We start from the raw sequence: 25,203 nt of genomic DNA, 5'->3' as shown, positions 1-25,203 counted from the left end.
CGGTTGGCGTCGGCTGCGCACCGGCGTGGACGCGGGCGCAACCGCTCGTTGGCGCACCGAGGTACGCCGGCTACGCGCCGCGCTGCCTGCCGGCGCCCCGCCGAAGGGCCGCGCCGACGCCGCCGGCCGCGCCGGCTCGGGTGGACTGAGCGACGATCTCGCCGCCGGGCTGCTCGTCGGTCTGGCGTACCCGGAACGGTTGGCACGGGTGCGGCGGCCGGGTGGTTCGGCGTACCTGATGACCGGCGGGACCGCAGCGGAGCTGGCGGCCGGCTCGGGGCTGACCGGGTCCGACTGGCTGGCGGTGGCGGTCGCGGACCGCACCCCCGGCGCGCCGTCGGCCCGCATCCGTCGGGCCTCCCCGGTGGATGAGGCGACGGCCCGGGAGGCGGCCGGCCCGTTGCTGCGCACCGGCCGCGAGGTCGGCTGGTCGGACGGGGACGTGGTGGCCCGGGAGGTGACCCGGCTGGGCGCGATCGAGCTGGTCCAGCGGCGGCTGGACCGGCCGGACCGGGCGGAGGTGGCCGCCGCGCTGCTGACCGGCCTGCGCCAGGACGGGCTGGGGCTGTTGCCGTGGACGCCAGCGGCTCGGGCGCTGCGCGAGCGGCTCGCGTTCCTCCGGCACCACCTGGGCGAGCCGTGGCCGGAGGTCGGCGACGACTCGTTGCTCGACGCCGCGCCGACCTGGCTGGGCCCGGAGCTGGCCGCGGCACGACGCCGGGCCGACCTGGCGCGAGTGGACGTGCCGTCGGCGCTGCGTCGGCTGCTGCCCTGGGCGCAGGCCGCCCGCCTCGACGAGCTGGCCCCGGAGCGGATCGAGGTGCCGAGTGGTTCCCGGATCCGGCTGGACTACGGCGACCCGGCCGCGCCGGTGCTCGCCGTGAAGCTCCAGGAGACGTTCGGTTGGCCGGCGGCCCCCCGCATCGCCGACGGTCGGGTGCCGGTGCTGCTGCACCTGCTCTCCCCCGCCGGCCGCCCGGTGGCGGTCACCGCCGATTTGGCGTCGTTCTGGCGTACCGGCTATCCGCAGGTCCGCTCCGAGCTGCGCGGGCGCTATCCCCGGCACCCGTGGCCGGAGGATCCGGGAACGGCGACACCCACCCGGCACGCCACGCCACGTCGGCGCTGAGCGCCGGCCTACTCCTCGACGACGTCGGCCACCACGACTGTGACGTTGTCCGGCGCGCCGGCGTGCAGGGCCAGGTCGATGAGCTTGGCGGCGCAGGCGTCCCGGTCCGGATAGCCGCTGAGCACCTCGGTGAGGGTGTCCGGACGGACCACGTTGGAGAGGCCGTCGCTGCACAGCAGCCACCGGTCGCCGGCCCGGGGCACCATGGTCGCGTACGACGGGGAGACCTCGTCACCCTGCAACGCCTGGGTGACCACGGCCCGGCGCGGGTGGCTGCTGGCCTGGTCCGCGGTGATCACGCCCTGATCCACCAGCATCTGGACGAACGTGTCGTCCCGGGTGACCTGCTTGAGCACGCCCTCGCGGAACAGGTAGGCCCGGGAGTCGCCGACGTGCGCGAGTGCCAGGCAGCTGCCGGTACGGGCGAAGAGCAGGGCGGTCAGCGTGGTGCCCATGCCCTGGCGCTCGGGATCCTCGGCGACCGCCTGTCGGATCCGGGAGGTGGCCAGTGCGATGCCACCTTCGAGCGCGGCCACCAGGGCGTCCTCGGGTGTCTCCACGTCCAGCGGGGCGACCGCGTCGATGGTGAGGGCGCTGGCCAGGTCGCCGGCGGCCATTCCGCCCATGCCGTCGGCGACGGCGACGAGCCAGGTGCCGGCGTGCAGGGCGTCCTGGTTTCCGCTGCGGATCAGCCCACGGTCGCTCGTTCCCACGGAACGCAGCTTCAGGGTCATGGGAGGCAGCCTGCCAGGCGAAGGGCGCAGTTGTCTCTAGGAGATCAGGACGACGGCGCGTGGCGCGGCCAATCTCACGTTCGGGAGGCGGCGCGTCGGGAGGCGCCGCTCGGGCTGACCGCCCTCGTCGGATGCTGAAACCCATCCAACCAGATCAATTGACATGGCGTACCGGCACTGGAAACATCGAGCCGATACCTGGGAGCGCTCCCAGCTTCCCTTTGCATCACAGTGCCACCACCAACGTCCCACTTTCCGTCCCGGAAGGACTCCCCGTGACGCCATCCCGACGCCGCCTCCTGTTGGCTGCGGCGACCACTCTGGCCCTCACCGGCGCGGGCGCCGGCGCGGCCCACGCCGACCCACCACCGGACGCCCCCGAGCAGATCGACAACGGCGACTTCAGCGCCGGGGTCAGCCCCTGGTTCTCCTTCGGCACCGGCGCGCTGGCGGTCACCGACGGCCAGCTCTGCACCACCGTCGCGGGCGGGCTGGCCAACCCGTGGGACGCCGGCATCGGCCAGGACGGCGTACCGCTGATCGCCGGCGCCGAATACACCCTCGGCTTCGCGGTCTCCGCCACCCCCGGCGCCGCGGTCAAGGCCGTGCTGCAGCTCGGCAGCGCCCCGTACACCACGTACGCGGCAGTGGACGCCACCGCGACCGGCACCCTCCAGCGGGTCGAGCAGACCTTCACCGTCCCGGACGACAACCCCAGCGCCCAACTGATCTTCCAGGTCGGCGGTTCCGTCCAGGCGCAGACCATCTGCCTGGACGACGTCTCGCTGCGCGGCGGCGAGCCACCCGAGCCGTACGAGCCGGACACCGGGCCACGCGTGCGCGTCAACCAGGTCGGCTACCTCCCCGGCGGCCCGAAGAACGCCACTGTCGTCACCGAGGCCACCGAAGCGCTGCCCTGGCAGCTGCGCAACGCCGCCGGCGCCGTCGTGGCCAGTGGCACCACCACCGCTCGCGGTGTCGACGCCGCCTCCGGGCAGAACGTGCAGACGGTCGACTTCTCCAGCTACCGCACCCCCGGCACCGGGCTCACGCTCACCGTGGACGGCGAGACCAGCCACCCGTTCGACATCTCCGGCGCCCTCTACGACCAGCTGCGCTCCGACTCGTTGCAGTTCTTCTACGCCCAGCGCAGCGGCATCGCCATCGACGGTGACCTGATCGGCGACGAGTACGCCCGACCCGCCGGCCACCTCGGCGTCGCACCCAACCAGGGCGACACCAACGTGCCCTGCCAGCCGGGTGTCTGCGACTACTCCCTCGACGTGCGCGGCGGTTGGTACGACGCCGGCGACCACGGCAAGTACGTGGTCAACGGCGGCATCGCCACCTACCAGCTGCTGAACACCTTCGAGCGGACCAAGACGGCGGCCACCGCCAACGGCGGCGCAGAACTCGCCGACAGCACGCTGCGGGTGCCCGAGCGCGACAACGGGGTGCCGGACATCCTCGACGAGGCCCGCTGGGAGCTGGAGTTCCTGCTGCGCATGCAGGTGCCCGCCGGCAAGCCGCTCGCCGGCATGGTCCACCACAAGATCCACGATCAGAACTGGACCGGACTGCCCCTCTCGCCGCAGGACGACCCGCAGCCGCGCGAGCTGCACCCACCGTCGACCGCGGCCACCCTCAACCTGGCCGCCACCGCCGCCCAGTGCGCCCGGCTCTTCGCCCCCTACGACGCGGCGTTCGCGACCCGCTGCGGCACCGCCGCGAAGACCGCCTACGCCGCGGCCAAGGCCCACCCGGCGGTGTACGCCAGCCCGACCGACGGCACCGGCGGCGGCGCGTACGACGACAGCAACGTCACCGACGAGTTCTACTGGGCGGCGGCCGAGCTGTACCTGACCACCGGAGCGCAGAACTACCTGGCCGACCTGACCGCCTCACCGCACCACACCGGGAACGTGTTCGACGCCCGGGGCTTCGGCTGGCAGAGCGTGGCCGCGCTGGGCCGACTCGATCTGGCCACCGTGCCGAACGGGCTGCCCGCCGCCGATCTGGCCCGGGTCCGCGCCTCGGTCACCGCCGCGGCCGACACGTACCTCGCCGAGCTGCGCCGGCAGGCGTACGGGCTGCCGATGCCCGGTGACGCCAACAGCTACTTCTGGGGCGGCAACAGCAACGTCATCAACAACGCGGTGGTGCTGGCCACCGCGTTCGACCTGACCCGCAACCCCGTCTACCGCGACGGCGCCGTGCAGGCAATGGACTACATCCTCGGCCGCAACGCCCTGAACATCTCCTACGTCACCGGGTGGGGTGAGCACGCCGCGCAGAACCAGCACAGCCGGATCTTCGGCCACCAGCTCGACCCGAACCTGCCCCGACCGCCCGCCGGCTCCCTCGCCGGTGGCCCGAACGCGGCCCTCCAGGACCCGTTCGTGGCACAACTGCTCGCCGGCTGCGAGCCGATGTTCTGCTACGTCGACGACATCAACTCGTACTCGACCAACGAGGTGGCGATCAACTGGAACTCGGCGCTGGCCTGGATCTCCTCGTTCCTGGCCGACCAGGGTGACGCCGGGGCGGTGCCGGCCACCACCTGCACGGCGCGCTACTCCAACTACGGCGCCTGGCAGGGCGGCACCGGGTTCACCGGGCAGCTGACCATCCAGAACACGGGCGCCACCGCCGTCAACGGCTGGAGCGTGCGCTTCGCGTTCACCGGTGACCAGCGGGTGCGCGAGGCGTGGCTGGCGAAGGTCACCCAGTCCGGCGCGACGGTGACCGCGCGCAACGAGTCGTACAACGCCAAGATCGCACCCGGCGGCACTGTGACGTTCGGCTTCAACGCGACGACAGGCGGCGGCGCCAACCCGAGGCCCGGCCTGGTCACTGTCAACGGAGCGGCCTGCTCGCTGACCTGACCGACGTCCTGGTGGCCGCCCTTCCCGGGCGGTCACCGGGACCGCACGATCAGCGCGGCCGGCGGGTCAACCGCCGGTCGCGTTGTGCTTCGCCACCAGGCTCGGGAGTTCGTCCAGCGAGTCGATCCGGAACAGGCACCGCTCTGCCACTGTGGAGGGGTCGAGGATGTGCCCCCACGGACCGCGTCGGATCAGGCACGTCTTCATGCCCGCCTCCAGGGCCGGGCGCACGTCGTTGTCCGGCCGGTCGCCGACGTACAGGATCGACGACGCGACACCACCGCCCGCGGCGACGACCCGCTCGAAGAACGCCGGTGACGGCTTCGCCACGCCCCACCCGTGCGACGTGCCGATCACGTCCACCGGAAGGTCGAGATCGCGCAGGGTCGCCTCGGCATGAGCTGGCTGGTTACCGGCCAGGCCCACGACCAGACCCTGGTCCTTCAAGGACCCCAGGCACCCCCGCGCGTCCGGGTAGAGATCCTCCTCGGCGAACGACTCCGGCTGGCCGGCAGCCGCCCGACGCTCCAACTCCACGGTGAGATCGAAGTCGGGCCGGAAGACCCGGAACGTCTCCTGATAGTCCAGACCCCGGGCAATCACCGCACCGAAGACCGCCGAGAAGGTGTGCCGGGGCACGCCGAGCCAGTCGGCCCAGGCAGCGAACTCGTGGGACTCGTCGAGAATGGTCCCACCAACATCAAAGATCACCGTGTCGATCATGTCCGTCCCCCGTTGACGCTCGCACCATCGGTGAAGCATAGACGGGGGTACATGCGGCCAGCAGGCTTCCATGATCACTTGATGGTGGGTAGCTGGAACGCCGAGGCTTCCGCTACTGCCCATCAAGTGATCGAGGGCATGCCGCTCGCCGCCAGGAGGCCGCTCGGAGCGGTCGGGCCGCGTGTCTGCGGCTGACGCTGTCGAGCTGATGACGTGGACGAATCATCGGGCCCGCCGCAAACCGATGGATCGGTCGCGCCGAGTGAGCCATGGTAATGCCATGGGTGGTGGTGATCTGGTTGGCGACGAACTGCCTGGCGCGGAGCGTCGAGTGTGGGCGGCGATGCCGGCGGGGACCCGCAGCGCACTGTCCGGGCTGTCCAGCGCAGACCTGCGCAGTCTGCTGTTGAGCGTGGCCCGCGACCGGGTGGCGACCGCGCGCCCGTCCGAGGTGGTGCGACGGTGGCGCGAGGACCGCTTCGTCCGACCAGCCCGCGCCGACCCGCGCGCGCTCGCACGGGTGGAGGCCCGGATGTGGCAACTGCTGCCCGCCGACGTCGCCGGAGTGGAGCTGTCGCCGGTCGTACCGGTCGGCACCTGCTCGGCGGTCGCGCCGGTCAGCCAGAACAGGATCGTCACCACGATGCGCGCCAGCGAGGTGCTGAGCGACCCCACCAACGCCCTCGCCATCGAGGCGGCCGTACGTCGCCGCCGACAGAGCGAGGTGCACCTGGCCGCTGCCCACCGGGTGCTGCGGGCGCAGGACTTCGGCGGCGACGCGTCGGCGCACTTCCGGCTCTTCGCCCTCGTGTCCAGCGCCCGGGACACCGGCTCGGGAGGCACCCAGGCCCGGCTGCTGGTCCGGCACCTCACCTACTGGCGGACCGTCCTCGCCGAGCTGGCGCCGGCCGCCGCGCCTCAGCTGCACGTCACCATCTTCGACGATCAGGCCGTCCGGGAGCGGCTGGCCGACACCGTCCGACCAGCACTGGACAAAGGTGTGGTGCCGCTCGTGGACGAACCGGAGCGGTCTCGCGGTCGCGGCTACTACACGGGCTGCGCCCTGCGGATCACCGTCCTGGGCGGCAGCCTGGAGATTGGCGACGGCGGCCTCACCGACTGGACCGCCCGGCTGAGCGGTGACGCAAAGGAACGCTGCCTCGTCTCCTGCCTCGCCACCGAACGTCTCGTCGACGGCACCAGCCGCTGAGCCCGGCACGCCGGCGCCTCCGAAGATCAGCTGTCGCTCCCGGGCGGGCCGCCCACCGTCACCGCCCACCCTCGCCGCTCATCGTCACCGCCCACCCTCGCCGCTCATCGTCACCGCCCACCCTCGCCGCTCATCGTCGTCGCCCGGAGCCGCCAAACCTCGCCCACCGCGGGCCGGAAAATCGTCGTACACCTGTTCTATTGTTGGTCCATGTTGGAGGAGTTGGCGCAGGCGGAGGCGGCAGTAGCCGGCTGCGTTGGCGCGTCGGCGTGGGCTCTTCCGGAGCACGACCTCGTCGCGGCACTCGACGCCACGCACCGACTCGAACAACGCCTGGCCATGGTCAAGCTGGCCCTCGTGCGGGAGCTGGAGGGTCGAGGCATCGCGACCGCGCAGGGCGCGTCCTCGACGGACGTGTGGCTACGGGACCGGCTGCGCCTCGGGGTTGGTGCCGCCCGCCGTCTGGTCGAGCTGGCCGCGACGCTCGATGCCGCCCCGGCCGGTGTGCGGGACGCGCTGGCCGGCGGAGCGGTCGACGTGGAGCAGGTCCGGGTCATCGCCGACACGGTCAGCGCAGTGCACACGGCCGCTGGCGCCGAGGCTGCCGAGAAGGCTGTGGGCGTCCTGGTCGAGTGGGCCGGGCAGTTCGAGCCGACCCTGCTTCGCAAGCTGGGCACCCGGATCCTCGACCACGTCGCCCCAGAGATCGCCGATGCCGCCGCCGAGGCGGCGATGGAGGCCGAGGCCCGCCGAGCCTACCGAGACCGCCATGTAACGCTGTCCGAGCTACGGGACGGCCGACTGCGACTGTCCGGCATCCTCGACGGCGAGGCGGCCGGTCTGCTGCGCGCCGCGATCGACCCAATGACCGCACCGTCCGGCCCAGACGATCCGCGTTCTCCCGGGCAACGCCGGCACGATGCTTTCGCCGACCTCTGCCGGCTTGCCCTGCGCACGGGTGAGCTGCCCGAGCACGGCGGCGAACCCGCCCAGGTCGTCGTCACCACCAGCTTCGAAACGTTGGCCCGGCGGCTCGGCGCCGGCACTCTCGACACGGGCCCGCAACTCACCCCGGAGACGGTCCGCCGCCTCGCCTGCGACGCCGCGATCCTGCCCGCCGTCCTTGGCGGCAGCGGCCAGACGCTCGACGTGGGCAGGCAACGCCGGCTCATCACCGGTCCCCTGCGACGCGCTCTGGTCCTGCGCGACCGCGGCTGCGCCTTCCCGGGCTGCGACCGCCCACCGCGCTGGTGCGACGCCCACCACATCCGGCACTGGGCCGACGGCGGCGACACCAGCCTGGCCAACGCCGTGCTGCTCTGCGGCCACCATCACCGACACGTCCACCGTGGTGAGTGGACCGTCCGGCTCGGCGGCGACGGCCACCCCGAATTCGTCCCACCGGCCTGGCTCGATTCCGACCGGCTCCCCCGCCGCAACCAGTACCACCGACGAACGTGACCTCTCAGCCGATCTCCTCGTCGACGAAGCACCAGCGCCAGGCCTCGCCCGGCTGCGCCGAGCGGATCACCGGGTGGCCGGTGGACGCGAAGTGCTTGCTCGCGTGCTGGTTCGGCGACGAGTCACAGCAGCCGACCTGCCCGCAGCTCAGGCAGGTACGCAGGTGCACCCAGTAGGTGTCACCGATGGCGACGCAGTCCGCGCACTCGTCGGGGGTACGCGGCTCGGCGGCACCGGCCTCGGTCAGGTGCTGACAGCTCACTTCTCAACCTCTCGCAGCAACGACTCTTCCAGGTCCAGGTCACGGTAGGCCTGCACCAACACTTCCTCAGGGATCCGGCCGGAGTCCCGGGCCGCCCGGAACACATCCCGCTCGGCGTCGATCATCTCCTGCCGCAGCCGACCGTACGCCTGCGACGGGGTCTCCCGCTCGTCGCCGCCGAGTCGTTCCCACGCCATGTTGGTGCGGTCCTCCACCGCTCGGCGCAGCCGGTCCACCACCGCATCCGGTGCGCTGGCGGCCAACTCGTCGAGACGGTCCTGGGCGGCCCTGCTGGCCTGCTGCTGCACGGCGGCTGCGGAGAGCGCGTCCTGCACCGGGTCGTCCGGTGGCAGTTTCAACCTACGGGCGACCAGCGGCAGGGTGGCGCCCTGGCCGACCAGGGTGAAAACGATCACGGCGAAGGCCAGCCAGATCAGCAACGCCCTGGGGTACGGCTCGTCATCGGCCAGGGTCAGCGGCAGGGCCAGCGCGGCGGCCAGGGTCACCACGCCCCGCATTCCGGCCCAGCCGATGATGATCGGGAACTTCGGTGACGGCCGAGCGTCACGGCGGCGGACCCGGGGCACCAACCGGGCCAGGTAGGTGGCCGGGAAGAGCCAGACGAACCGGGTCAGGAAGACGGTGCCGAGCACCGCGAAGGTGATCAGGATGAGCGAGCCGATCGGCTCGTCGAGATCGCGCAGCACCTCCCGCAGTTGCAGCCCGACCAGCAGGAAGACCAGGCCCTCCAGCAGGAAACGGACCAGCCGCCAGAACGCGCCGATCTGCAACCGGGACGCCGCGGACAGCAGCTGGGGCAGCTTGTGCCCGAGCACCAGGCCGGTGACGACAACGGCGACCACACCGGAGGCGTGCAGGTGTTCGGCGGTGAACACCACAGCGAACGGGATGATCAGCGACAGCGCGTTGTCCAGCAGCGGGTCGGTGATCCGCCGATGCAGGAAACCGAACACCAGCGCCCCGAGCGCCCCGATCAGGATGCCGCCGCCGGTGGACCGCAGCACCTCGATGGCGATCTTGTCGGCGCCGACGGCCGAGCCGACGGTGGCCATCGTCGCGACCCGCAGCAGCACCAGCGCGGTCGCGTCGTTGACCAGGCTCTCGCCCTCCAGGATGGTGACGACCCGGCGGGGCAGCCCGACCCGACGGGCGACGGCAGTGGCGGCCACGGCGTCCGGTGGGGCGACCACCGCGCCGAGGGCAAGGCAGATCGCGAACGGCAGCTGCGGCAACAGCAGGTGCAACACCAACCCGACCACGAACGCGGTGAACAACACCAGGCCGACCGCGAGTAGCAGGATCGGCCGGATGTTGTTCTTGAACGCCGGCACCGAGGTCTCCAGCGCGGCCACGTAGAGCAGCGGCGGCAGGATGCCGACCAGCACCAACTCCGGGTCGAGTTCGATCTGCGGGAAGCCTGGCACGAACGAGAGCGCCAGGCCGAAGACGACCAGCACGATCGGCGCGAGCAGACCGAGCCGGCGGGCCAACGCGGCGCCCAGGGTGGCGATCGCCAGGAAGACGACGACCGGAAACAGGCTTTCCATGGGGTACGAGCCTAGGGGTACGCCTGTTCGATCAGCCGCCCGGGCGCAGCTTCGGCAGCACCTCCGCCCCGAACGCGTCGATGAAGCCGCGCTGCTCCTGCCCGACGTGGTGCAGGGCGATCTGGTCGAAGCCGAGTTCCACGTACTCCTCCAGCCAGCCGACGTGCCGACCGAGGTCCGCCGACACGTTCACCACCTCGGCGACGCGCTGCGCCGGCACGTCGGTGGAGACCACGTCGAAGTGTTCGACGGTCTCCAGGTCCCAGCAGACCGGCGGGGCGAAGACGTTGCTGCGCCACTGGTCGTACGCGAGCGCCTCGGCCTGGGCCTGCTCCGGCGCCCAGGAGACGTGCACCTGGAGGTGCAGCGGCCCACGTCCGCCGGCGTCCCGGTACGCGTCGATCATCTCGCGCAGGTGCGCCACCGGGGCGTTCACGGTGATCAGCCCGTCCGCCCATTCGGCGCACCAGCGGGCGGTGGCCACGCTGACGGCGGCACCGACCAGCGCGGGCGGCTGCTCTGGGCGGGTCCACAGCCGGGCCCGATCCACCCGGACCAGGCCGTCGTGGCTGACCTCCTCGCCGGCCAGCAGGGCCCGGATCACGTCCACGCACTCGCGCAGCCGGGCGCTGCGTACGTCCTTGCGCGGCCACGGGTCGCCGGTGATGTGCTCGTTGCTGGCCTCGCCGGTGCCCAGGGCCGCCCAGAACCGGCCCGGGTACATCGCGCCGAGGGTGCCGATCGCCTGCGCGATGATCGCCGGGTGGTACCGCTGGCCGGGCGCGTTGACCACGCCGAACGGCATGCCGGTGGCCTGCAACGCCGAGCCCAGCCAGGACCAGGCGAAGCCGGACTCGCCCTGCCGGGCGCTCCACGGGGAGAAGTGGTCGGAGCACATGGCGGCGTCGAAGCCGGCCCGCTCGGCGTGGATCACCGCCTCCAACAGGGCGCGTGGACCGATCTGCTCATGCGAGGCGTGAAACCCGAACGACGTCATGGGCACACTTCCTACCCACGACGGCACCGGCTGACGCGTGCCGCGCCCCGAACTACTCGGCGTGCGCGCCGGCGCCGGCCGAGGCGGCGCCCTCGCCCACCCAGACCGTCTTGGTGTTGCAGAACTCCCGCATGCCCAGCGCCGACAGCTCCCGCCCGTACCCGGAGTTCTTCACACCGCCGAACGGCAACTCGGGGTATGAGGTGGTCATTCCGTTGATGAAGACGTTGCCGGCGTCCAGGTCGGTGGCGAAGCGCTCCTGCTCGGCCAGGTCCCGGGTCCAGGCGTTCGAGCCGAGCCCGAAGCTGGTGCCGTTGGCGACCTCGATCGCCTCCTCGTACGACGAGACCCGGTACAGGCCGGCCACCGGGCCGAAGACCTCCTCGGACCACATCCGCATCTTCGGGGTGAGGTCGGTGACCACTGTCGGCGGGTAGAACCAGCCGTCGCCGGCCGGCGGCTCGCCGCCGCAGAGCACTGTCGCGCCGTTGTCCACCGCGTCGCGGACCTGGGCGTGCACCTCGTCGCGGCCACGCTCGCTGGCCAGCGGCCCGACGTCGGTGTTCGGGTCCATCGGGTCGCCGACGCGCAGCGCGGCCATGTTGGCGGCGAACTTCTCGGCGAAGGCGTCGAACACGTCGGTGTGCACGATGAACCGCTTCGCGGCGATGCAGGACTGGCCGTTGTTCTGGCAGCGGGCGGTGGTGGCGACCTCGGCGGCCCGGTCCACGTCGGCCGAGGGCATCACCACGAACGGGTCGCTGCCGCCGAGTTCGAGGACTGTCTTCTTCAGCTCCCGCCCGGCGATCTGCGCGATGGACCGGCCGGCGGGCTCGCTGCCGGTGAGCGTCGCGGCGCGTACCCGGGGGTCGCTGAGGATGTGGTCGACGGCCTCCGAGTCGACCAGCACCGTGGTGAAGGCCCCCTCGGGAAAGCCAGCTCGCCGGAACACGTCCTCCAGCAGCAGCGCGGTCTGCGGCACGTTCGAGGCGTGCTTGAGCAGGCCGGTGTTGCCGGCCATCAGCGCCGGGGCGGCGAAACGCATCACCTGCCAGAGCGGGAAGTTCCACGGCATCACCGCGAGCACCACGCCGATCGGCTGGTAGCGGATGAAGGCCCGGGTGGCCTTCACGGCGTCGGCGTCGGCGGGCTCGTCGGCGAGGAACGCGGGGGCCTTGTCGGCGTAGAAGCGGGCGGCGGAGGCGCACTTGGTCACCTCGGCCTGCGCCGCGACGTACGTCTTGCCCATCTCCGTGGTCATGATCCGGGCGATCTCGTCGCGCTCGGCGTCGAGCAGGTCGGCCGCAGCGTTCATCCACTGGGCGCGCTGGTCGACGGTCGTCGCCCGCAGCTGGTGGAACGCGAGGTCGGTGCGCTCGATGGCGTCGTCGAGTTGCTCGGTGGACATCGCCTCATAGGTCTTGAGCACCTGTCCGGTGGCGGGGTTGGTGGTGGCGATGTGGGGCATTCCGTCCTCCTGTCACTCGAACAACGAGTGTCGTACGCCCGGCTCCTCGCGGCGGCGGGCGGCGCGGCGGCGCTGGATCACGACCAGGTCGACCACGGCGACCACGGCGAAGATCGCGCAGAGTACGCCGAGCCAGGCGATACCGGCCCAGAACGCCAGCACCGCGAAGAGCACCATGATCACCAGCCCGAAGCTGGCGAGGGTGAGCCGAAGGTTCAACGCGCTGTTCGCGTGGCCGACCGTGCCACGGGCGCGCCGGGGCTGCGATCTCGTCATACCCACCGATCTACCCCCGATCGGCCGGATTAACCGGTACCGCGCGCCCGCACACCCGCACCTGCCGGTGTGCTCCGGCACATCCGTTCGCGCCGCGGCCTCGTCGACCGCAGGATGGGCGCATGTCAATGACCCTCGCCGTGCCGGTGACCGTCTCCATCGCCCGCCGCGTCGATCCCGGCCGGGCCAGCGAGATGGTGGCCTGGATGCGGGCCGGCACGGCGCTGGCCGAGGCGTTCCCCGGTTTCCTCGGCGCCGGCTGGGTGCAGAGCGGCCCCGGTTCGCCGGAGTGGCACATGCTCTACCGCTTCGCCGACGCCGAGACGCTGCGCCGGTGGGAGGAATCGCCGCAGCGGCACTGGTGGCTCAGCTCGGCGCAGGGCATCGTCGAGCACACCCGTGTCGAACGGCGTACCGGAATCGAGGGCTGGTTCGACAGGCCGCTGGAGCACTCGGTGGACCCGGTGGAGCCGGCCCCGCCCGCGTCGCCGCCCCGCTGGAAGCAGGCGGTGACCATCTGGCTGGCGTTCTTCCCCCTGAGCCTGACCGCCACCCTGCTGACGAGCCGCTTTCTCGACGCGGTGCCGCTGGCGGCCCGGGTGCTGCTGATGACGCTCTGCCTGACCCCGCTGATGACCTATCTGGTGCTGCCCCGGATCACCCGGGCGTTGCACTGGTGGCTGCACGGTCAGCGGGCACCGTGGCGGGACGCATAGCACCCCCACGGCTTCCGCGTCGGCACTCTGCCGCATACCCGACAGCAACTTCCCGGCAAACCACATCCTGCGCATAGAGTTACCGCGCTGTCGCTCTGTGCTGCGGGAACGGGAGACGTCATGCCTCGACGCTGGGTCGCCGCGCTGGCCTGTCTCGCGGCGCTGGTCGCGCTGGCGTGCGAGGGCGGCAACTCCGCGGAACCCCGCCCCACCACGAGCGCCCCGCCGTCGAGCGGGCCGGGCGGCATCGCCGCCCTCGGCGACTCGATCAGCACCGGCTTCGCCTCCTGCCTGGTGCTCACCTCCTGCGAGCGCAACTCCTGGTCGACCGGGGACGGGCTGCGGGTGCAGAGCCACTACCGGCGGCTGCTCGAACAGAATGCGGCGATCCGCGACCGGACGTACAACCATGCCCGTCCCGGCGCCCGCGCGGACGCCCTGGCGGGTCAGGCCCAGGCGGCGGTACGCGACCGCGCCGACTACGTCACAGTGCTGATCGGCGCCAACGACGTCTGTCGGGGTGGGGTGGACGCGATGACGCCGGTGGCCCAGTTCCGGGCCGACGTCGACCGGGGGCTGCGGGTCCTGCGGACCGGCCGGCCGAAAGCCCGGGTGCTGGTGGTGAGCATCCCCGACCTGTACCGGCTCTGGGAGGTCGGGCACGACGACGCCCGGGCGACCCGCGCGTGGCGGCGGGGTATCTGCCCCGCCCTGCTGGCCGACGCGACCTCGACCGCACCCGCCGACCGGGCCCGCCGGGCCGCCGTCCGGGACCGGATCGACGCGTACAACGCCGAGTTGAAGGCGGCCTGCCGGGCGTACGGATCACGGTGCCGGCACGACGGCGGCGCGTTGCACAAGGTCCGGTTCACCCTGGACCTGCTCAACCCGCTGGACTGGTTCCACCCCAACGCCACCGGTCAGGGCCGCATCGCCGAGGTGACCTGGCGCTCCTCCGGCCTGGCCAGCTGAACGAGCCCGGACGGGGCCGTCAGGGTTGGCGCGGCTCGGGGACGGCGTTGCCGCGGGAGCCGTAGAGGGCCCGGGATCGCTGGGCGAGATCCTTTGTAGCCGACGAGTTGGCCCAGGTGCCGAGCACGATGGCCGCACCGGGGACGATCTTGGCGACCATCCGCTTCGCGGCCCGGACGCCGGCCATCTGGGCCAGCCGGATGCCGAGCTGCAGCATGACCCGACCGAGCGGACGCTGGCCGCCCAGGCCGAAGAGCGCGTCGGCGCGTTCCCGGCCGGCGGCCACGCCGAGCGCCAGCCGGGCGCTCTCGGCGACCTTGTGCACCCGCTGGAGCACCAGCAGGTCGGTGGCCCGGTCATTGTGCAGGGGGTCGACGTCGTACGCGGCGGCGATGTGCAGCACCATCCGCGCCTGGGTCCAGGCCAGCACGCCCACGTCGATCACGGCGCCGGGCAGCCCGGCGGCGCCGGAGACCGCGCCGGACAGCCGGGCCAGGTTGACGAACTTGCGGGCCGCCTGGTCGGCCAGGACATCGGCGGAAGCCCCGGGCTGCTCGGCCCGGGCACGGGCGGCCCACTGCACGGCTTCCGGCCCGAGGCGGCGAACCGCCTCCAGGGCAAGGTGCTCCGGCGCGTACTGCGGGTCGTCACGCATCCGGTCCCAGAGTCGGGCCGGCGGACCCTCGGGGGCGTCCACCGACCCGGCCGGCAGGTCGACGGACGGCTGCGGAGTAGGGACGGCGGGCTGACCGCCGACGGGCGGAGTGTCGGTCACCAGGTCTCCCCAGGGGTGGAAACGGTGGACAGGGCGGCCGATGGAGCGGTCAGCGGCGGCGGTTGGACAGCCGAGCCGCCAACCCCTTCAGCTTCTGCTGGTTGCCCGGCTTGGCCATCTCTCGACGACCTCGCTCGACCAACTGCTGCCCCTTCGGCGATCTCAGGAACGTGGTGATCCGCTGCATCAGTGACATGACGTCCTCCTGTCGATGGTCCCGTAGTCATGTGTACCCCGAACCCGCAACACATGTACCCGGGATGCGACAGCCTCAACCCTGACCGTCCATAGTGGGCGGTAGGTTACCGCCCCGCCGGCACGATGGCGTCAACGACCCGGGTGGCCCTCCACTCGTGCTGCTGGTAGTGCTCCGGGTACGCGGAGACCTGCACCGCCTGGGCGGCGTCGGTGAGCCGCATCCGCTGCCAGCCGGGCACCTGCTCCAGCGCGCTGAGGAACTGCCGGGTGGCGAACTCGGGGTCCATCAGCCGCTCCACCGGGCCCCAGCCGCTGCTGGAACGCTGTTGGAACAACCCGACCGAGTCGTGGTCCCAGCCGACGCCCTGGTGCGGATAGTCCTGCGACTCGGGCAACACGCCGCTGGCCACGTTGTAGAGGTTGCTCTCCTGCATGGCGGTGGCCACCGCGATCACCAGACCCCGGCGCGGCACACCCATCTTGCGGCCGGTACGGACGATCGCCTCGGCGTTCTCCATCTGGTCCTCGTCCAGCCCGGCGACGGGCGCCGGGTCGGTCGGGCGAGCGGGGGCGACCTTGCGGGCCGGCGCGCTGGTGTCCGGGTCGGCGGGGCTCGCCGCGGCGGACTGGGCGGCGGCGGAGGCGCTCGGGGCAGCCGTGCGGTCGAGGGAACGGGAGGCGCGCTGCTGCTCGGCGCGCTGCGCCAGCTCGGAGCTGGAGAGCGATCCACTCCGGGTCGCCGCATCGGCGTTCTCGTCACGAACCTGGACGACGGCGGTCAGACCGAGGCAGCACACCACACCGGTGGCCAGCGCCATCTGTGCCCGGCGTCGACCGGTCAGGTCCCGGGCGTACGCCCGGAGCCGGCTCGCGGTGGTTGTCCGTTCGGTTGAGGTGCCATCCTCCGTATCGGCAGTGGGCCTACTCGGGGCGTACGGGTCGTCGAGGGTGCCGTCGTCACGCATCAACCGAGGCTAGGCAGGTGAAAACCCTGATCACGCACGGTGATCACGTGGCGCTCGACACAGATCGGAGCCGCACTGGTGGACGACCCGGGCGGGGTGACCCGCCCGGGGAACGGACCTCGCGTACCGGATGAAGCTGGCGCCGCACGCGGACCGGCACGGGCCCGGACAAGGCCGGCCATTCCACCGCCGAGCCTGACATGATCGACAAACTCGGCCTTTGGGCCGAACCGCCCCTCGGCCGATCGGCCAGGAGGCTCGGCCTGGTGGCGTAAACAGCCGATTGGTCCGGTCACGCCCACCACCCGGCCAACGGATCGCCCGACGCAGGAATGCACCAGGATGGCGGGTACGTTGCCCGAACGGGTGCCCTCCGTCGCGACGGCGCCCCGCAGGCACATTTCAGGGAGGTCCGCACCGGTGCTCGACCCACACGAGCTCTACCAGCTCACCGACGATCTGCCCGACCTCGGGCAGCCGGTCCTGATCCAGGCCCTCACCGGGTTCGTGGACGCCGGAAACGCCAGCCGACTGGCGCGTGAGCAGCTACTCACCTCGCTGGAGGGTCGGCCGATCGCCACGTTCGACGTCGACCAGCTCTTCGACTACCGATCGCGACGACCGGTGATGACCTTCGTCGAGGACCACTGGGAGAGCGTCGACGCGCCCAAGCTGGAGCTGCACCTGCTGCAGGACGACGACGAGACCCCGTTCCTGCTGCTCACCGGCCCCGAACCGGACCTGCAGTGGGAGCGTTTCGTGGCCGCCGTCGCCGGGCTCGCCGCCCGGCTGGACGTCCGGCTCACCGTGGGGCTCAACTCGATCCCGATGGCGGTCCCGCACACCCGGCCGACCGGGGTGACCGCGCACGCCACCCGCCCCGAACTGATCGCCGGCTACGAGCCCTGGTTGCAACGCGTCCAGGTGCCCGGCAGCGTCGGTCACCTGCTGGAGTTCCGCCTCGGCGAGCAGGGCCGCGACGCGCTGGGCTTCGCCGCCCACGTGCCGCACTACGTGGCGCAGACCGAGTACCCGGCAGCCGCCGAGGTGCTGCTCACCTCGGTGTCGCGCAGCACCGGGCTGCTGCTGCCCGGCGACGGGCTGCGCTCGGCCGCCGAGGTGGTCCGGGTGGAGATCGACCGGCAGGTCGCGCAGACCGAGGACGCCGCGGCCCTGGTCCAGGCCCTGGAGGAGCAGTACGACGCGTTCGCCCGAGGTCGGGGCGAGAAGAGCCTGCTCGCCCCGGATGCCGGCCCGCTGCCCACAGCCGACGAACTCGGCGCCGAACTGGAACGGTTCCTGGCCGAACAGACCCGTCCCGGCGACACCCCGGGCAGCTGACAGGGCGTCGCGGCGGCGGATGCGGCAGGCTGGGGGCATGCGCCTGGCGACCTGGAACGTCAACTCGGTGAAGGCCCGCCTACCCCGGCTGCTGGAGTGGCTGGCCGACACCGGGCCGGACGTCGTCTGCCTGCAGGAGACGAAATGCCCGGACGGCGCCTTCCCGGCGACCGAGGTGGGCGCGCTGGGCTACACCGTGGCCAGCCACAGTGACGGCCGGTGGAACGGGGTGGCCATCCTGTCCCGGGTGGGGCTGGGCGACGTCCGGGTCGGGTTCGCCGGTGAACCCGGCTTCCCCGAGCCCGAGGCCCGGGCCATCTCCGCCACCTGCGACGGGGTGCGGGTCTGGTCGGTGTACGTGCCCAACGGCCGGACGCCGGACGACCCGCACTACGCGTACAAGTTGGCCTGGTTCGCGGCGCTGCGTGACGCGCTGGACGCGGAGCTGGCCGGCGGGGTGCCGCTGGCGGTCTGCGGCGACTTCAACGTCGCCCCGACCGACGCCGACGTCTGGGACCCGGCGGTCTTCACCCACTCCACGCACGTCACCCCGGCCGAGCGGGCAGCCCTCGCGGCGCTGCGCGACCTGGGCCTCAGCGACGTCGTGCCCACCCCGATGAAGGGCCCGCACCCCTTCACCTACTGGGACTACCGGGCCGGCATGTTCCACCAGAACAAGGGCATGAGAATCGACCTGGTGTACGCGTCCGCGCCGTTCGCCCGAGCGGTCCGCTCCGCGTACGTGGACCGCGAGGCCCGCAAGGGCAAGGGCCCCTCCGACCACGCGCCGATCGTGGTCGACGTGGACCTGGTCCCGGCGGTCGAGACGTTTTGAGTGGCTAGGGTGGGCAGATGGCAGTCGTGAAGATCAACGCAATCGACGTCCCGCCCGGTGGCGGCGCGGAGCTGGAGAAGCGGTTCGCCGCCCGGGCCGGCACCGTGGAGAACTCCCCCGGTTTCCTCGGCTTCGAACTCCTCCGCCCGGTGGCCGGCGAGACCCGCTACTTCGTCTACACGAAGTGGGAGAGCGAAGAAGCGTTCCAGGCGTGGGCCGCCGGCCCCTCACGCGCCGCCCACGCCACCGCTCCCGGCGACAAGCCCCGTCCCCCGGTCTCCACCGGCGCCACCCTGCTGGAGTTCGAGGTGGCGCTGCACGTCCCCCAGCCCTGACCATCCACGCGGCCTGATCCACTCTGGTCCAGTGAAACCGGGGTGTCCGAGTCCGTGGGACACCGCGACATCAGGGATCCCTTGTCGATCACCACCGCGGGGCTGGGCCGCGCCTCAGCCAAAGGACGCCGGGCCGGACGTTTCCGTTGCTAGCGTCGAAGCGGCCCGAGCGGTAGCCGGGCACCAGTCGCCCTGCCCGCCGGCACAGGCCGTTCACGCTGGGCGGTCCCAGGAAGGTGCGGGGTCCGGCCATGTTCGACGGCTTCGAAGAGTTCGACATCGACACGCCCGGCGCGACGATCCACGGACGCCGCGGCGGGAGTGGGCCGCCCGTTCTGCTGCTGCACGGCATCCCCGAGACGCACCTCATGTGGCATCAGGTCGCGCCACGGCTCGCCGAGCACTACACAGTCGTCGCCACCGACCTGCGGGGCTGGGGCGACAGCGGCAAACCTCCGAGCAGTCCGGATCACGAGCCGTACAGCATGCGAGCCATCGCCCGCGACCAGGTCGCGGTGATGCGGAGCCTGGGCCACGAGCGGTTCGGACTCGTCGGCCACGATCGCGGGGCGCGCTGCGCGTACCGTCTCGCACTCGACGAGCCGGACGTCGTCACTCGGCTAGCCGTGATGGACGTGGTGCCCATCGGGGACGTCTACGACCGCGCCGACCGGACGTTCAGCCTCTCCTACTGGGTCTGGTCCTTCCTGGCGGCGCCCGCACCGGTGCCCGAACAGTTCATCGACGCGGCGCCGGCGGTGCTCGTCGACTTCATGCTCGACACCTGGCCCGAGGTGCAGGACGCCTTCCCCGCCGAGGTCCGGACGGCGTACGTCAAGCAGTTCAGCGACCCCGCTACCGTGCACGCGATCTGCGAGGAGTTCCGCGCCGCCGCGACGCTGGACTACCAGCAGGACGAGGCGGATCACGGGAACCGGAAGATCACCTGTCCGGTGCTGTTTCTCTGGAGCCAACGCGGCCAGGTCGCGAAGCTCTACGACGACCCGCTCGCGATCTGGCGGGAGTGGGCCGACGACGTACGCGGCGAGCCGGTCGGGGTCGGGCACTTCATTCCGGAGGAAGCCCCCGACGAGACCACCCGCCAACTCCTGGCCTTCCTGAGCTGACGCCGGGCCGAGGGTCGGCTCAGGACTTGCGGGAGGACTGGAGGGTGGCGAACGCGATGACGTTGTCGGCGTAGCCGGTGCGGCCCCCGATGAACTGCCCACCGCAGGTGATCAACCGCAGCCCGGGTGGCCCGTCACGGCCGTAGATCCGCTCGGCGGGCAACTGGTCCTTCGGGAAGTGCTCGACGGTGTCGACCCGGAACACCACCACCGACTCATCCGCCCGGGCCACCTCGATCAGGTCGCCGGGGTGCAGCTTGCCCAGGTCGTAGAAGACCGACGGGCCGGTCTTCGTGTCCACGTGCCCGACGATCACCGCGGGGCCAGGCTCACCGGGGGTGGGCCCCCGGTCGTACCAGCCGGTTTCGTTGTGCCGTTCCAGCGGCGGTACGGCGATCGAGCCGTCCCGCGCCTGCCCGACGGGCGCCACCGGCGCGGTCACCTTGATCGCCGGCACCGAGAGGCGCACCGGCCGACTGGCCGACAACCCGACCGACTCACTGCGGGCCGGCCGGTCACCGCCGGTCGGGGCCAGGTCGAACGGGCCTACCGAACGGCCCAGCCCGGCCCCCGTGGCGAAGACCCCCGCCAACACCAACACCACTGCCAACGGTACGGACCAGGGGCTGCGACCTGAGGGACGACTACGCCGGGGGGCGACGGCGGTCGGCGGGCGCGCGGCCACCGACGGGCGGTCGGGATCCGACGGGCGGGTTGGATCCGGCGGGCGGGTTGGATCCGGCGGGCGGTGGGGCCTTGGCGGGCGGTCGCCCGGCCAACCGTCGTCCAAGGGCAGCCGAACGTCATCGGGCGGCGAGGCGGGGCGGCCGGCGAACGGCGGGCGGGCAGCGGCCGGCGGCGACGCGGGACGACCGGGCGACGGCGGGCGTGAACCGGCCGGTGGCGGCGTGGGGCGGAAGATCGTCATGGCGGGCTCAGCGACGCGTGGCGGCTCGGGGGCGGCGCAGCGCCATCACGGCGAGGACCAGCCCGGTGATGATCAGTGCCGCGCCGCCGGGCAGCAGCAGCTTGCCGGTGATCCCGCCGCTGCTCCCACCGAAGCCGGTCGCCGGACCCCGACTCGGCTGGTTGGGGATCTTCTTGACCACCTGGAGCATTGTCGAGGCGGTCTCGCCGTCGCGACACTCCAGCTTGACCCGGTAGTTGCCGGGACGGGTGCGCTCGCGGACCATCGGCGCGGCGGTGAGCACCCCGCGCTGCGGCTGCACGCCGACCGCCCCGAAAGCGTCGGAGACCACTGTGGCGCCCACCGAGTTGTCCCGACAACTGGCCCGGATGCCGACCAGGTAACCGGGCTGCACAGTGCTGGGGCTCACCTCGACGAAGATGTCCACCGCCGGAGACGGTTGGGGCGCTCCGCCGGGCGGCCCTTCGGGCTGCGGCGCGGGCGCGACGGCAACAGCCCGCTCGGGCACGGGCGCGACGGCAACGGCCTGCACCGGCGCGACGGCAACGGCCTGCACGGGCGCGACGGCAACAGCGTGCTCGGGCACGGCAAGAACGGCACCAGGCCGCTCGGGCACGGGAAAGACGGCGACGGCAGGCTCGGATGCGGCAAGGGCAACGGCGGCAGACTCAGGCACCGCGAGGGCGGACGTGGCGAGGGCGGGCGTGGCGGCCAGCAGGGGGCCGGCCAGCACGGTCACCAGCGACAGGGTCACGACGCCGCGGGTCACTGTCACGATGCCCCCTCTCGACGCCGTGCGGCCGGGTCGGGCGGTGGAGCACCCGACCTGCCGTACCAGTTGGATCCTCTCATTTCCGGTCGCACATCACATCCGATCCGCCGGCGACGTCGCGTACGCTCGGGTCGCTGTGACCGCCACCGACCATGACCCCGCCGTCCCGCCCGCGAGCCGGACGATCCGCACGTTCCACCCCCGCCGGGGTCGGATGAGCGACCGGCAGACCGACGCGCTGAGCCGGCTCTGGCCCGCGTACGGCCTGGATGTGCCGGACGGACCTGTCGTGCCCGTCGACCTGGCCGACCTGTTCGGTCGCCGGGCGCCCGTGGTGCTCGAGATCGGCTCGGGCATGGGCGACAGCACCGCTGCGATGGCTACTGCCGACCCGGATCGAGATTATCTGGCGGTCGAGGTGCACACGCCGGGAATCGCCAACCTGCTCGACCTGGTGGAGCGCGGTGGCCTGCGCAACGTGCGGGTAGCGCAGGGTGACGCGTTGTCCCTGGTCAGCGGCTTGCCCGAGGGCGTGCTGGACGCCGTGCACGTCTTCTTCCCGGACCCGTGGCCGAAGTCCCGCCACCACAAGCGGCGGCTCATCCAGCCGGCGCACGTGGCGCTGCTGCGGTCCCGGCTGCGCTCCGGCGGCATGCTGCACTGCGCGACCGACTGGGCCGAGTACGCCGACGTGATGCGGGAGACCCTCGACGCGGACCCGGAGCTGGTGGACGCGTACGGCGGCTTCGCACCGCGGCCGGCGCACCGGCCGGTGACAAAGTTCGAGCGGCGAGCGATCAGGGCCGGTCGGCCGGTCGCCGACCTGCTGTACCGCCGACGGTGACCGGCGAAACGCCCGAACCGGCACGCGGCGGCGCGTCCGGGACGCCCGGACGGGGGTCCGGTGCGGGCCGGGTTGGCGTACCGGGGCATGATCCAGGCACCATGGACAGGCTATGACGCTCACCGCCGCGCTGCCGACAAGCGCCGACCCCGACACCCTCTTCGACGCGTTCGCCGGCTGGGCGAAGGAGCGCGGCCTCGACCTCTACCCCCATCAGGAAGAGGCGGTCATCGAGATCGTCTCCGGCGCCAACCTGATCATGAACACGCCCACCGGCTCGGGTAAGAGCCTGGTGGCGATCGCCGCGCACTTCGCGGCCCTCGCCGACAGTCGGACCACCTTCTACACCGCGCCGATCAAGGCGTTGGTGTCGGAGAAGTTCTTCGCGCTCTGCGAGGTCTTCGGCGCCGAGAACGTCGGCATGCTCACCGGCGACGCCAGCGTCAACGCCGACGCCCCGATCATCTGCTGCACCGCGGAGATCCTGGCGAACCTGGCGCTGCGAGAGGGCACGAAGGCCGACGTCGGCCAGGTGATCATGGACGAGTTCCACTTCTACGCCGAGCCCGACCGGGGCTGGGCGTGGCAGGTGCCGATCATCGAGCTGCCGCAGGCCCAGTTCATCCTGATGTCCGCCACTCTGGGGGACACCACCCGCTTCGTCGACGACCTGACCCGGCGCACCGGGCGGCCCACCGCCGTCGTGCGCACGGCGGAGCGGCCGGTCCCGCTCATCTTCTCGTACGCGATGACGCCGCTGCACGAGACGCTTGAGGAGCTGCTGGAGACCAAGCAGGCCCCGGTGTACGTGGTGCACTTCACCCAGGCCGCCGCGCTGGAACGCGCCCAAGCGCTGACCAGCGTCAACGTCTGCACCCGCGCCGAGAAGGACATGATCGCCGAGGCGATCGGCGGTTTCCGGTTCACCGCCGGCTTCGGCAAGACGCTGTCCCGGCTGGTCCGGCACGGCATCGGCGTGCACCACGCCGGCATGCTGCCCAAGTACCGCCGACTGGTGGAGACCCTCGCCCAGGCCGGCCTGCTCAAGGTCATCTGCGGCACCGACACCCTCGGCGTCGGCATCAACGTGCCGATCCGCACCGTGCTGTTCACCGGCCTGTCCAAGTACGACGGGGTCCGCACCCGGCTGCTGAAGAACCGGGAGTTCCACCAGATCGCCGGGCGGGCCGGCCGGGCCGGCTACGACACCATCGGCCGGGTCGTGGTGCAGGCCCCGGAGCACGTCATCGACAACGAGAAGGCCCTCGCCAAGGCCGGCGACGACCCGAAGAAGCGGCGCAAGGTGGTCCGCAAGAAGCCACCGGAGGGCTCGATCGGCTGGGGCCAGCCCACCTTCGACCGACTTGTCGACGCCGAGCCGGAGCCGTTGACCTCCAGCTTCCAGGTCAGCCACTCGATGCTGCTCAACGTCATCGGCCGGCCCGGGGACGCGTTCACCGCGATGCGGCACCTACTCACGGACAACCACGAGGAGCCCGCCGCGCAGCGCCGGCACATCCGCCGCGCAATCGCCATCTACCGGGCTCTGCGTGCCGGCGGGGTCGTCGAAGAGCTGCCCGAGCCGGACGAGACCGGCCGGCGGATCCGGCTCACCGTCGACCTCCAGCTCGACTTCGCCCTCAACCAGCCGCTCTCCCCCCTCGCGCTGGCCACCATCGAGCTGCTCGACGCCGAGTCCCCGTCGTACGCGCTCGACGTGTTGAGCGTGATCGAGTCGATCCTCGACGACCCGCGGCAGATCCTCTCCGCGCAGCAGTTCAAGGCGCGCGGCGAGGCGGTCGCCGCCATGAAGGCCGAGGGCATCGAGTACGAGGCGCGCCTCGAACTGCTCGACGAGGTGACCCACCCGAAGCCTCTGGCCGAGCTGCTGGAAGCCGCGTACGAGATGTACCGGCAGGGGCACCCCTGGGTCGCCGACCACCAGCTCTCCCCCAAGGCCGTCGTCCGCGACATGTACGAGCGGGCCATGACCTTCACCGAGTACGTGCAGTTCTACGGGCTGACCCGCTCGGAAGGTCTCGTCCTGCGCTACCTGGCCGACGCGTACAAGACGCTGCGCCAGACCGTGCCCGAGGACGCCAAGACCGAGGAACTGATCGACCTCATCGAGTGGTTGGGCGAGCTGGTCCGCCAGGTCGACTCCAGTCTCATCGACGAGTGGGAGCGGCTGCGCAACCCGTCCGACGTGGCCGAGGTGGCCCAGGCGCACGCCGCCCTGACCGATCGGCCACCGGCGGTGACCCGCAACGCGCGGGCGTTCCGGGTGCTGGTGCGCAACGCGCTGTTCCGACGCGTCGAGCTGGCCGCTCTACGCCGCTGGGACCTGCTCGCCGAGTTGGACGCCGAGGACGGCTGGGACTACGACGCGTGGGCCGACGCCCTGGCGCCGTACTTCGAGGCGTACGACTCGATCGGGGTCGGGCCGGACGCCCGCGGTCCGGCGCTGCTCATGATCGAGCAGGGCCGGGAGCGGTGGACCGTACGGCAGATCTTCGACGACCCGGACGGCGACCACGACTGGGGCATCAGCGCCGAGATCGACCTGGTGGCCTCGGACGAGGTCGGCGCGGCTGTCGTGCGGATCACCGACGTCGGCCAGCTCTAGCGAGCGCCTCGACAGGGGGTCGTCCGTACGCCGGACGGCCCCCTTTGTCGCGTCTT

24 protein-coding genes are annotated in these 25,203 nt (G+C 72.0%); 12 read left to right on the top strand and 12 right to left on the bottom strand.

Going from position 1 to position 25,203, the window contains the following annotated elements; translation table 11 throughout:
* Positions 1-1,129, top strand: a 1,129-nt coding sequence (locus GUI43_RS24810; RefSeq protein WP_283016242.1) for an ATP-dependent helicase C-terminal domain-containing protein, incomplete at its 5' end; no start/stop codon positions are given.
* An 8-nt stretch (positions 1,130-1,137) separates the two neighbouring features.
* Here the strand turns inward: GUI43_RS24810 and GUI43_RS24805 are convergent.
* On the bottom strand, positions 1,138-1,863 hold the full coding sequence (locus GUI43_RS24805) for a PP2C family protein-serine/threonine phosphatase (RefSeq protein WP_112583436.1): 726 nt from the start codon (positions 1,861-1,863) through the stop codon (positions 1,138-1,140).
* A gap of 275 nt (positions 1,864-2,138) precedes the next feature.
* Here GUI43_RS24805 and GUI43_RS24800 point away from each other — a divergent pair, with 275 nt between their 5' ends.
* Positions 2,139-4,748, top strand: a complete 2,610-nt coding sequence (locus GUI43_RS24800; RefSeq protein WP_112699902.1) for a glycoside hydrolase family 9 protein — start codon at positions 2,139-2,141, stop codon at positions 4,746-4,748.
* A 66-nt stretch (positions 4,749-4,814) separates the two neighbouring features.
* Here GUI43_RS24800 and GUI43_RS24795 read toward each other — a convergent pair whose 3' ends face one another.
* Positions 4,815-5,471: an HAD family hydrolase gene (locus GUI43_RS24795; RefSeq protein WP_112699901.1), complete on the bottom strand. Its 657-nt coding sequence runs from the start codon at positions 5,469-5,471 to the stop codon at positions 4,815-4,817.
* 280 nt (positions 5,472-5,751) lie between these two features.
* Between GUI43_RS24795 and GUI43_RS24790 the strand changes: the two genes are divergently transcribed.
* On the top strand, positions 5,752-6,681 hold the full coding sequence (locus GUI43_RS24790; protein ID WP_112699900.1) for a hypothetical protein: 930 nt from the start codon (positions 5,752-5,754) through the stop codon (positions 6,679-6,681).
* A gap of 210 nt (positions 6,682-6,891) precedes the next feature.
* Complete coding sequence (locus GUI43_RS24785; RefSeq protein ID WP_112699899.1) at positions 6,892-8,142, top strand: HNH endonuclease signature motif containing protein; 1,251 nt, start codon at positions 6,892-6,894, stop codon at positions 8,140-8,142.
* Positions 8,143-8,146: 4 nt separating this feature from the next.
* Here GUI43_RS24785 and GUI43_RS24780 read toward each other — a convergent pair whose 3' ends face one another.
* The 5 genes from GUI43_RS24780 to GUI43_RS24760 are packed head-to-tail and all read right to left on the bottom strand — an operon-like array spanning position 8,147 to position 12,713.
* Positions 8,147-8,404 carry a UBP-type zinc finger domain-containing protein gene (locus GUI43_RS24780; protein ID WP_091401591.1) on the bottom strand — a complete coding sequence of 86 codons (258 nt, stop codon included), beginning with the start codon at positions 8,402-8,404 and terminating at the stop codon, positions 8,147-8,149.
* Complete coding sequence (locus GUI43_RS24775; RefSeq protein WP_112584649.1) at positions 8,401-9,972, bottom strand: Na+/H+ antiporter; 1,572 nt, start codon at positions 9,970-9,972, stop codon at positions 8,401-8,403. The genes GUI43_RS24780 and GUI43_RS24775 overlap by 4 nt, the downstream gene beginning before the upstream one ends.
* Before the next feature lie 31 nt (positions 9,973-10,003).
* Entirely contained in the window at positions 10,004-10,969 is a 966-nt protein-coding gene (locus GUI43_RS24770) for a TIGR03885 family FMN-dependent LLM class oxidoreductase (protein ID WP_112699898.1), read from the bottom strand.
* 52 nt (positions 10,970-11,021) lie between these two features.
* Complete coding sequence (locus GUI43_RS24765; protein ID WP_112699897.1) at positions 11,022-12,437, bottom strand: NADP-dependent succinic semialdehyde dehydrogenase; 1,416 nt, start codon at positions 12,435-12,437, stop codon at positions 11,022-11,024.
* Between the two features lie 12 nt (positions 12,438-12,449).
* A complete protein-coding gene (locus tag GUI43_RS24760) occupies positions 12,450-12,713 on the bottom strand; it encodes a DUF6343 family protein (RefSeq protein ID WP_091401582.1) in 264 nt (87 codons plus the stop codon).
* A gap of 122 nt (positions 12,714-12,835) precedes the next feature.
* On the opposite strand from GUI43_RS24760, the gene GUI43_RS24755 reads away from it, so the two are divergent.
* Both GUI43_RS24755 and GUI43_RS24750 read left to right on the top strand, forming a co-directional pair.
* Positions 12,836-13,429, top strand: coding sequence for an antibiotic biosynthesis monooxygenase (locus GUI43_RS24755; RefSeq protein WP_112584652.1), 594 nt, complete (start codon positions 12,836-12,838; stop codon positions 13,427-13,429).
* A gap of 120 nt (positions 13,430-13,549) precedes the next feature.
* Positions 13,550-14,401: a GDSL-type esterase/lipase family protein gene (locus tag GUI43_RS24750; RefSeq protein ID WP_112584653.1), complete on the top strand. Its 852-nt coding sequence runs from the start codon at positions 13,550-13,552 to the stop codon at positions 14,399-14,401.
* A 19-nt stretch (positions 14,402-14,420) separates the two neighbouring features.
* Here the strand turns inward: GUI43_RS24750 and GUI43_RS24745 are convergent, their stop codons facing one another.
* From GUI43_RS24745 to GUI43_RS24740, 3 genes are all read right to left on the bottom strand, one after another.
* Positions 14,421-15,176 carry an EcsC family protein gene (locus tag GUI43_RS24745; RefSeq protein ID WP_112699896.1) on the bottom strand — a complete coding sequence of 252 codons (756 nt, stop codon included), beginning with the start codon at positions 15,174-15,176 and terminating at the stop codon, positions 14,421-14,423.
* 49 nt (positions 15,177-15,225) lie between these two features.
* Positions 15,226-15,372, bottom strand: coding sequence for a hypothetical protein (locus GUI43_RS33985; protein ID WP_167457721.1), 147 nt, complete (start codon positions 15,370-15,372; stop codon positions 15,226-15,228).
* 106 nt (positions 15,373-15,478) lie between these two features.
* Positions 15,479-16,339, bottom strand: a complete 861-nt coding sequence (locus tag GUI43_RS24740; protein WP_112699895.1) for a peptidase M23 — start codon at positions 16,337-16,339, stop codon at positions 15,479-15,481.
* 420 nt (positions 16,340-16,759) lie between these two features.
* Between GUI43_RS24740 and GUI43_RS24735 the strand changes: the two genes are divergently transcribed.
* The 4 genes from GUI43_RS24735 to GUI43_RS24720 all read left to right on the top strand — a co-directional run bounded on the left by GUI43_RS24735 (position 16,760) and on the right by GUI43_RS24720 (position 19,977).
* Positions 16,760-17,680 (top strand): proteasome assembly chaperone family protein, encoded by a 921-nt coding sequence (locus GUI43_RS24735; RefSeq protein ID WP_091401570.1) that lies wholly within the window; start codon positions 16,760-16,762, stop codon positions 17,678-17,680.
* A 37-nt stretch (positions 17,681-17,717) separates the two neighbouring features.
* A complete protein-coding gene (locus GUI43_RS24730; RefSeq protein WP_112584656.1) occupies positions 17,718-18,515 on the top strand; it encodes an exodeoxyribonuclease III in 798 nt (265 codons plus the stop codon).
* 17 nt (positions 18,516-18,532) lie between these two features.
* Positions 18,533-18,850: an antibiotic biosynthesis monooxygenase family protein gene (locus tag GUI43_RS24725; RefSeq protein ID WP_112699894.1), complete on the top strand. Its 318-nt coding sequence runs from the start codon at positions 18,533-18,535 to the stop codon at positions 18,848-18,850.
* Positions 18,851-19,101: 251 nt separating this feature from the next.
* The gene (locus GUI43_RS24720) at positions 19,102-19,977 is read left to right on the top strand and encodes an alpha/beta fold hydrolase (protein ID WP_112699905.1); all 876 of its coding nucleotides are present in this window, start codon (positions 19,102-19,104) and stop codon (positions 19,975-19,977) included.
* Positions 19,978-19,996: 19 nt separating this feature from the next.
* Here GUI43_RS24720 and GUI43_RS24715 read toward each other — a convergent pair whose 3' ends face one another.
* Both GUI43_RS24715 and GUI43_RS24710 read right to left on the bottom strand, forming a co-directional pair.
* Positions 19,997-20,662, bottom strand: a complete 666-nt coding sequence (locus tag GUI43_RS24715) for a class F sortase (protein WP_112699893.1) — start codon at positions 20,660-20,662, stop codon at positions 19,997-19,999.
* A gap of 250 nt (positions 20,663-20,912) precedes the next feature.
* Positions 20,913-21,683, bottom strand: coding sequence for a hypothetical protein (locus GUI43_RS24710; RefSeq protein WP_211326756.1), 771 nt, complete (start codon positions 21,681-21,683; stop codon positions 20,913-20,915).
* A 130-nt stretch (positions 21,684-21,813) separates the two neighbouring features.
* On the opposite strand from GUI43_RS24710, the gene trmB reads away from it, so the two are divergent.
* On the top strand, positions 21,814-22,521 hold the full coding sequence (trmB, locus tag GUI43_RS24705; RefSeq protein WP_428842228.1) for a tRNA (guanosine(46)-N7)-methyltransferase TrmB: 708 nt from the start codon (positions 21,814-21,816) through the stop codon (positions 22,519-22,521).
* 112 nt (positions 22,522-22,633) lie between these two features.
* Positions 22,634-25,147 carry a DEAD/DEAH box helicase gene (locus tag GUI43_RS24700; protein ID WP_112584661.1) on the top strand — a complete coding sequence of 838 codons (2,514 nt, stop codon included), beginning with the start codon at positions 22,634-22,636 and terminating at the stop codon, positions 25,145-25,147.
* Positions 25,148-25,203: the final 56 nt, after the last annotated feature.

The sequence above is a fragment of the Micromonospora noduli genome, assembly GCF_003264365.1.
In the GTDB taxonomy this organism is placed as follows: domain Bacteria; phylum Actinomycetota; class Actinomycetes; order Mycobacteriales; family Micromonosporaceae; genus Micromonospora; species Micromonospora noduli.
This window is presented reverse-complemented; position numbering and strand designations above follow the sequence as displayed.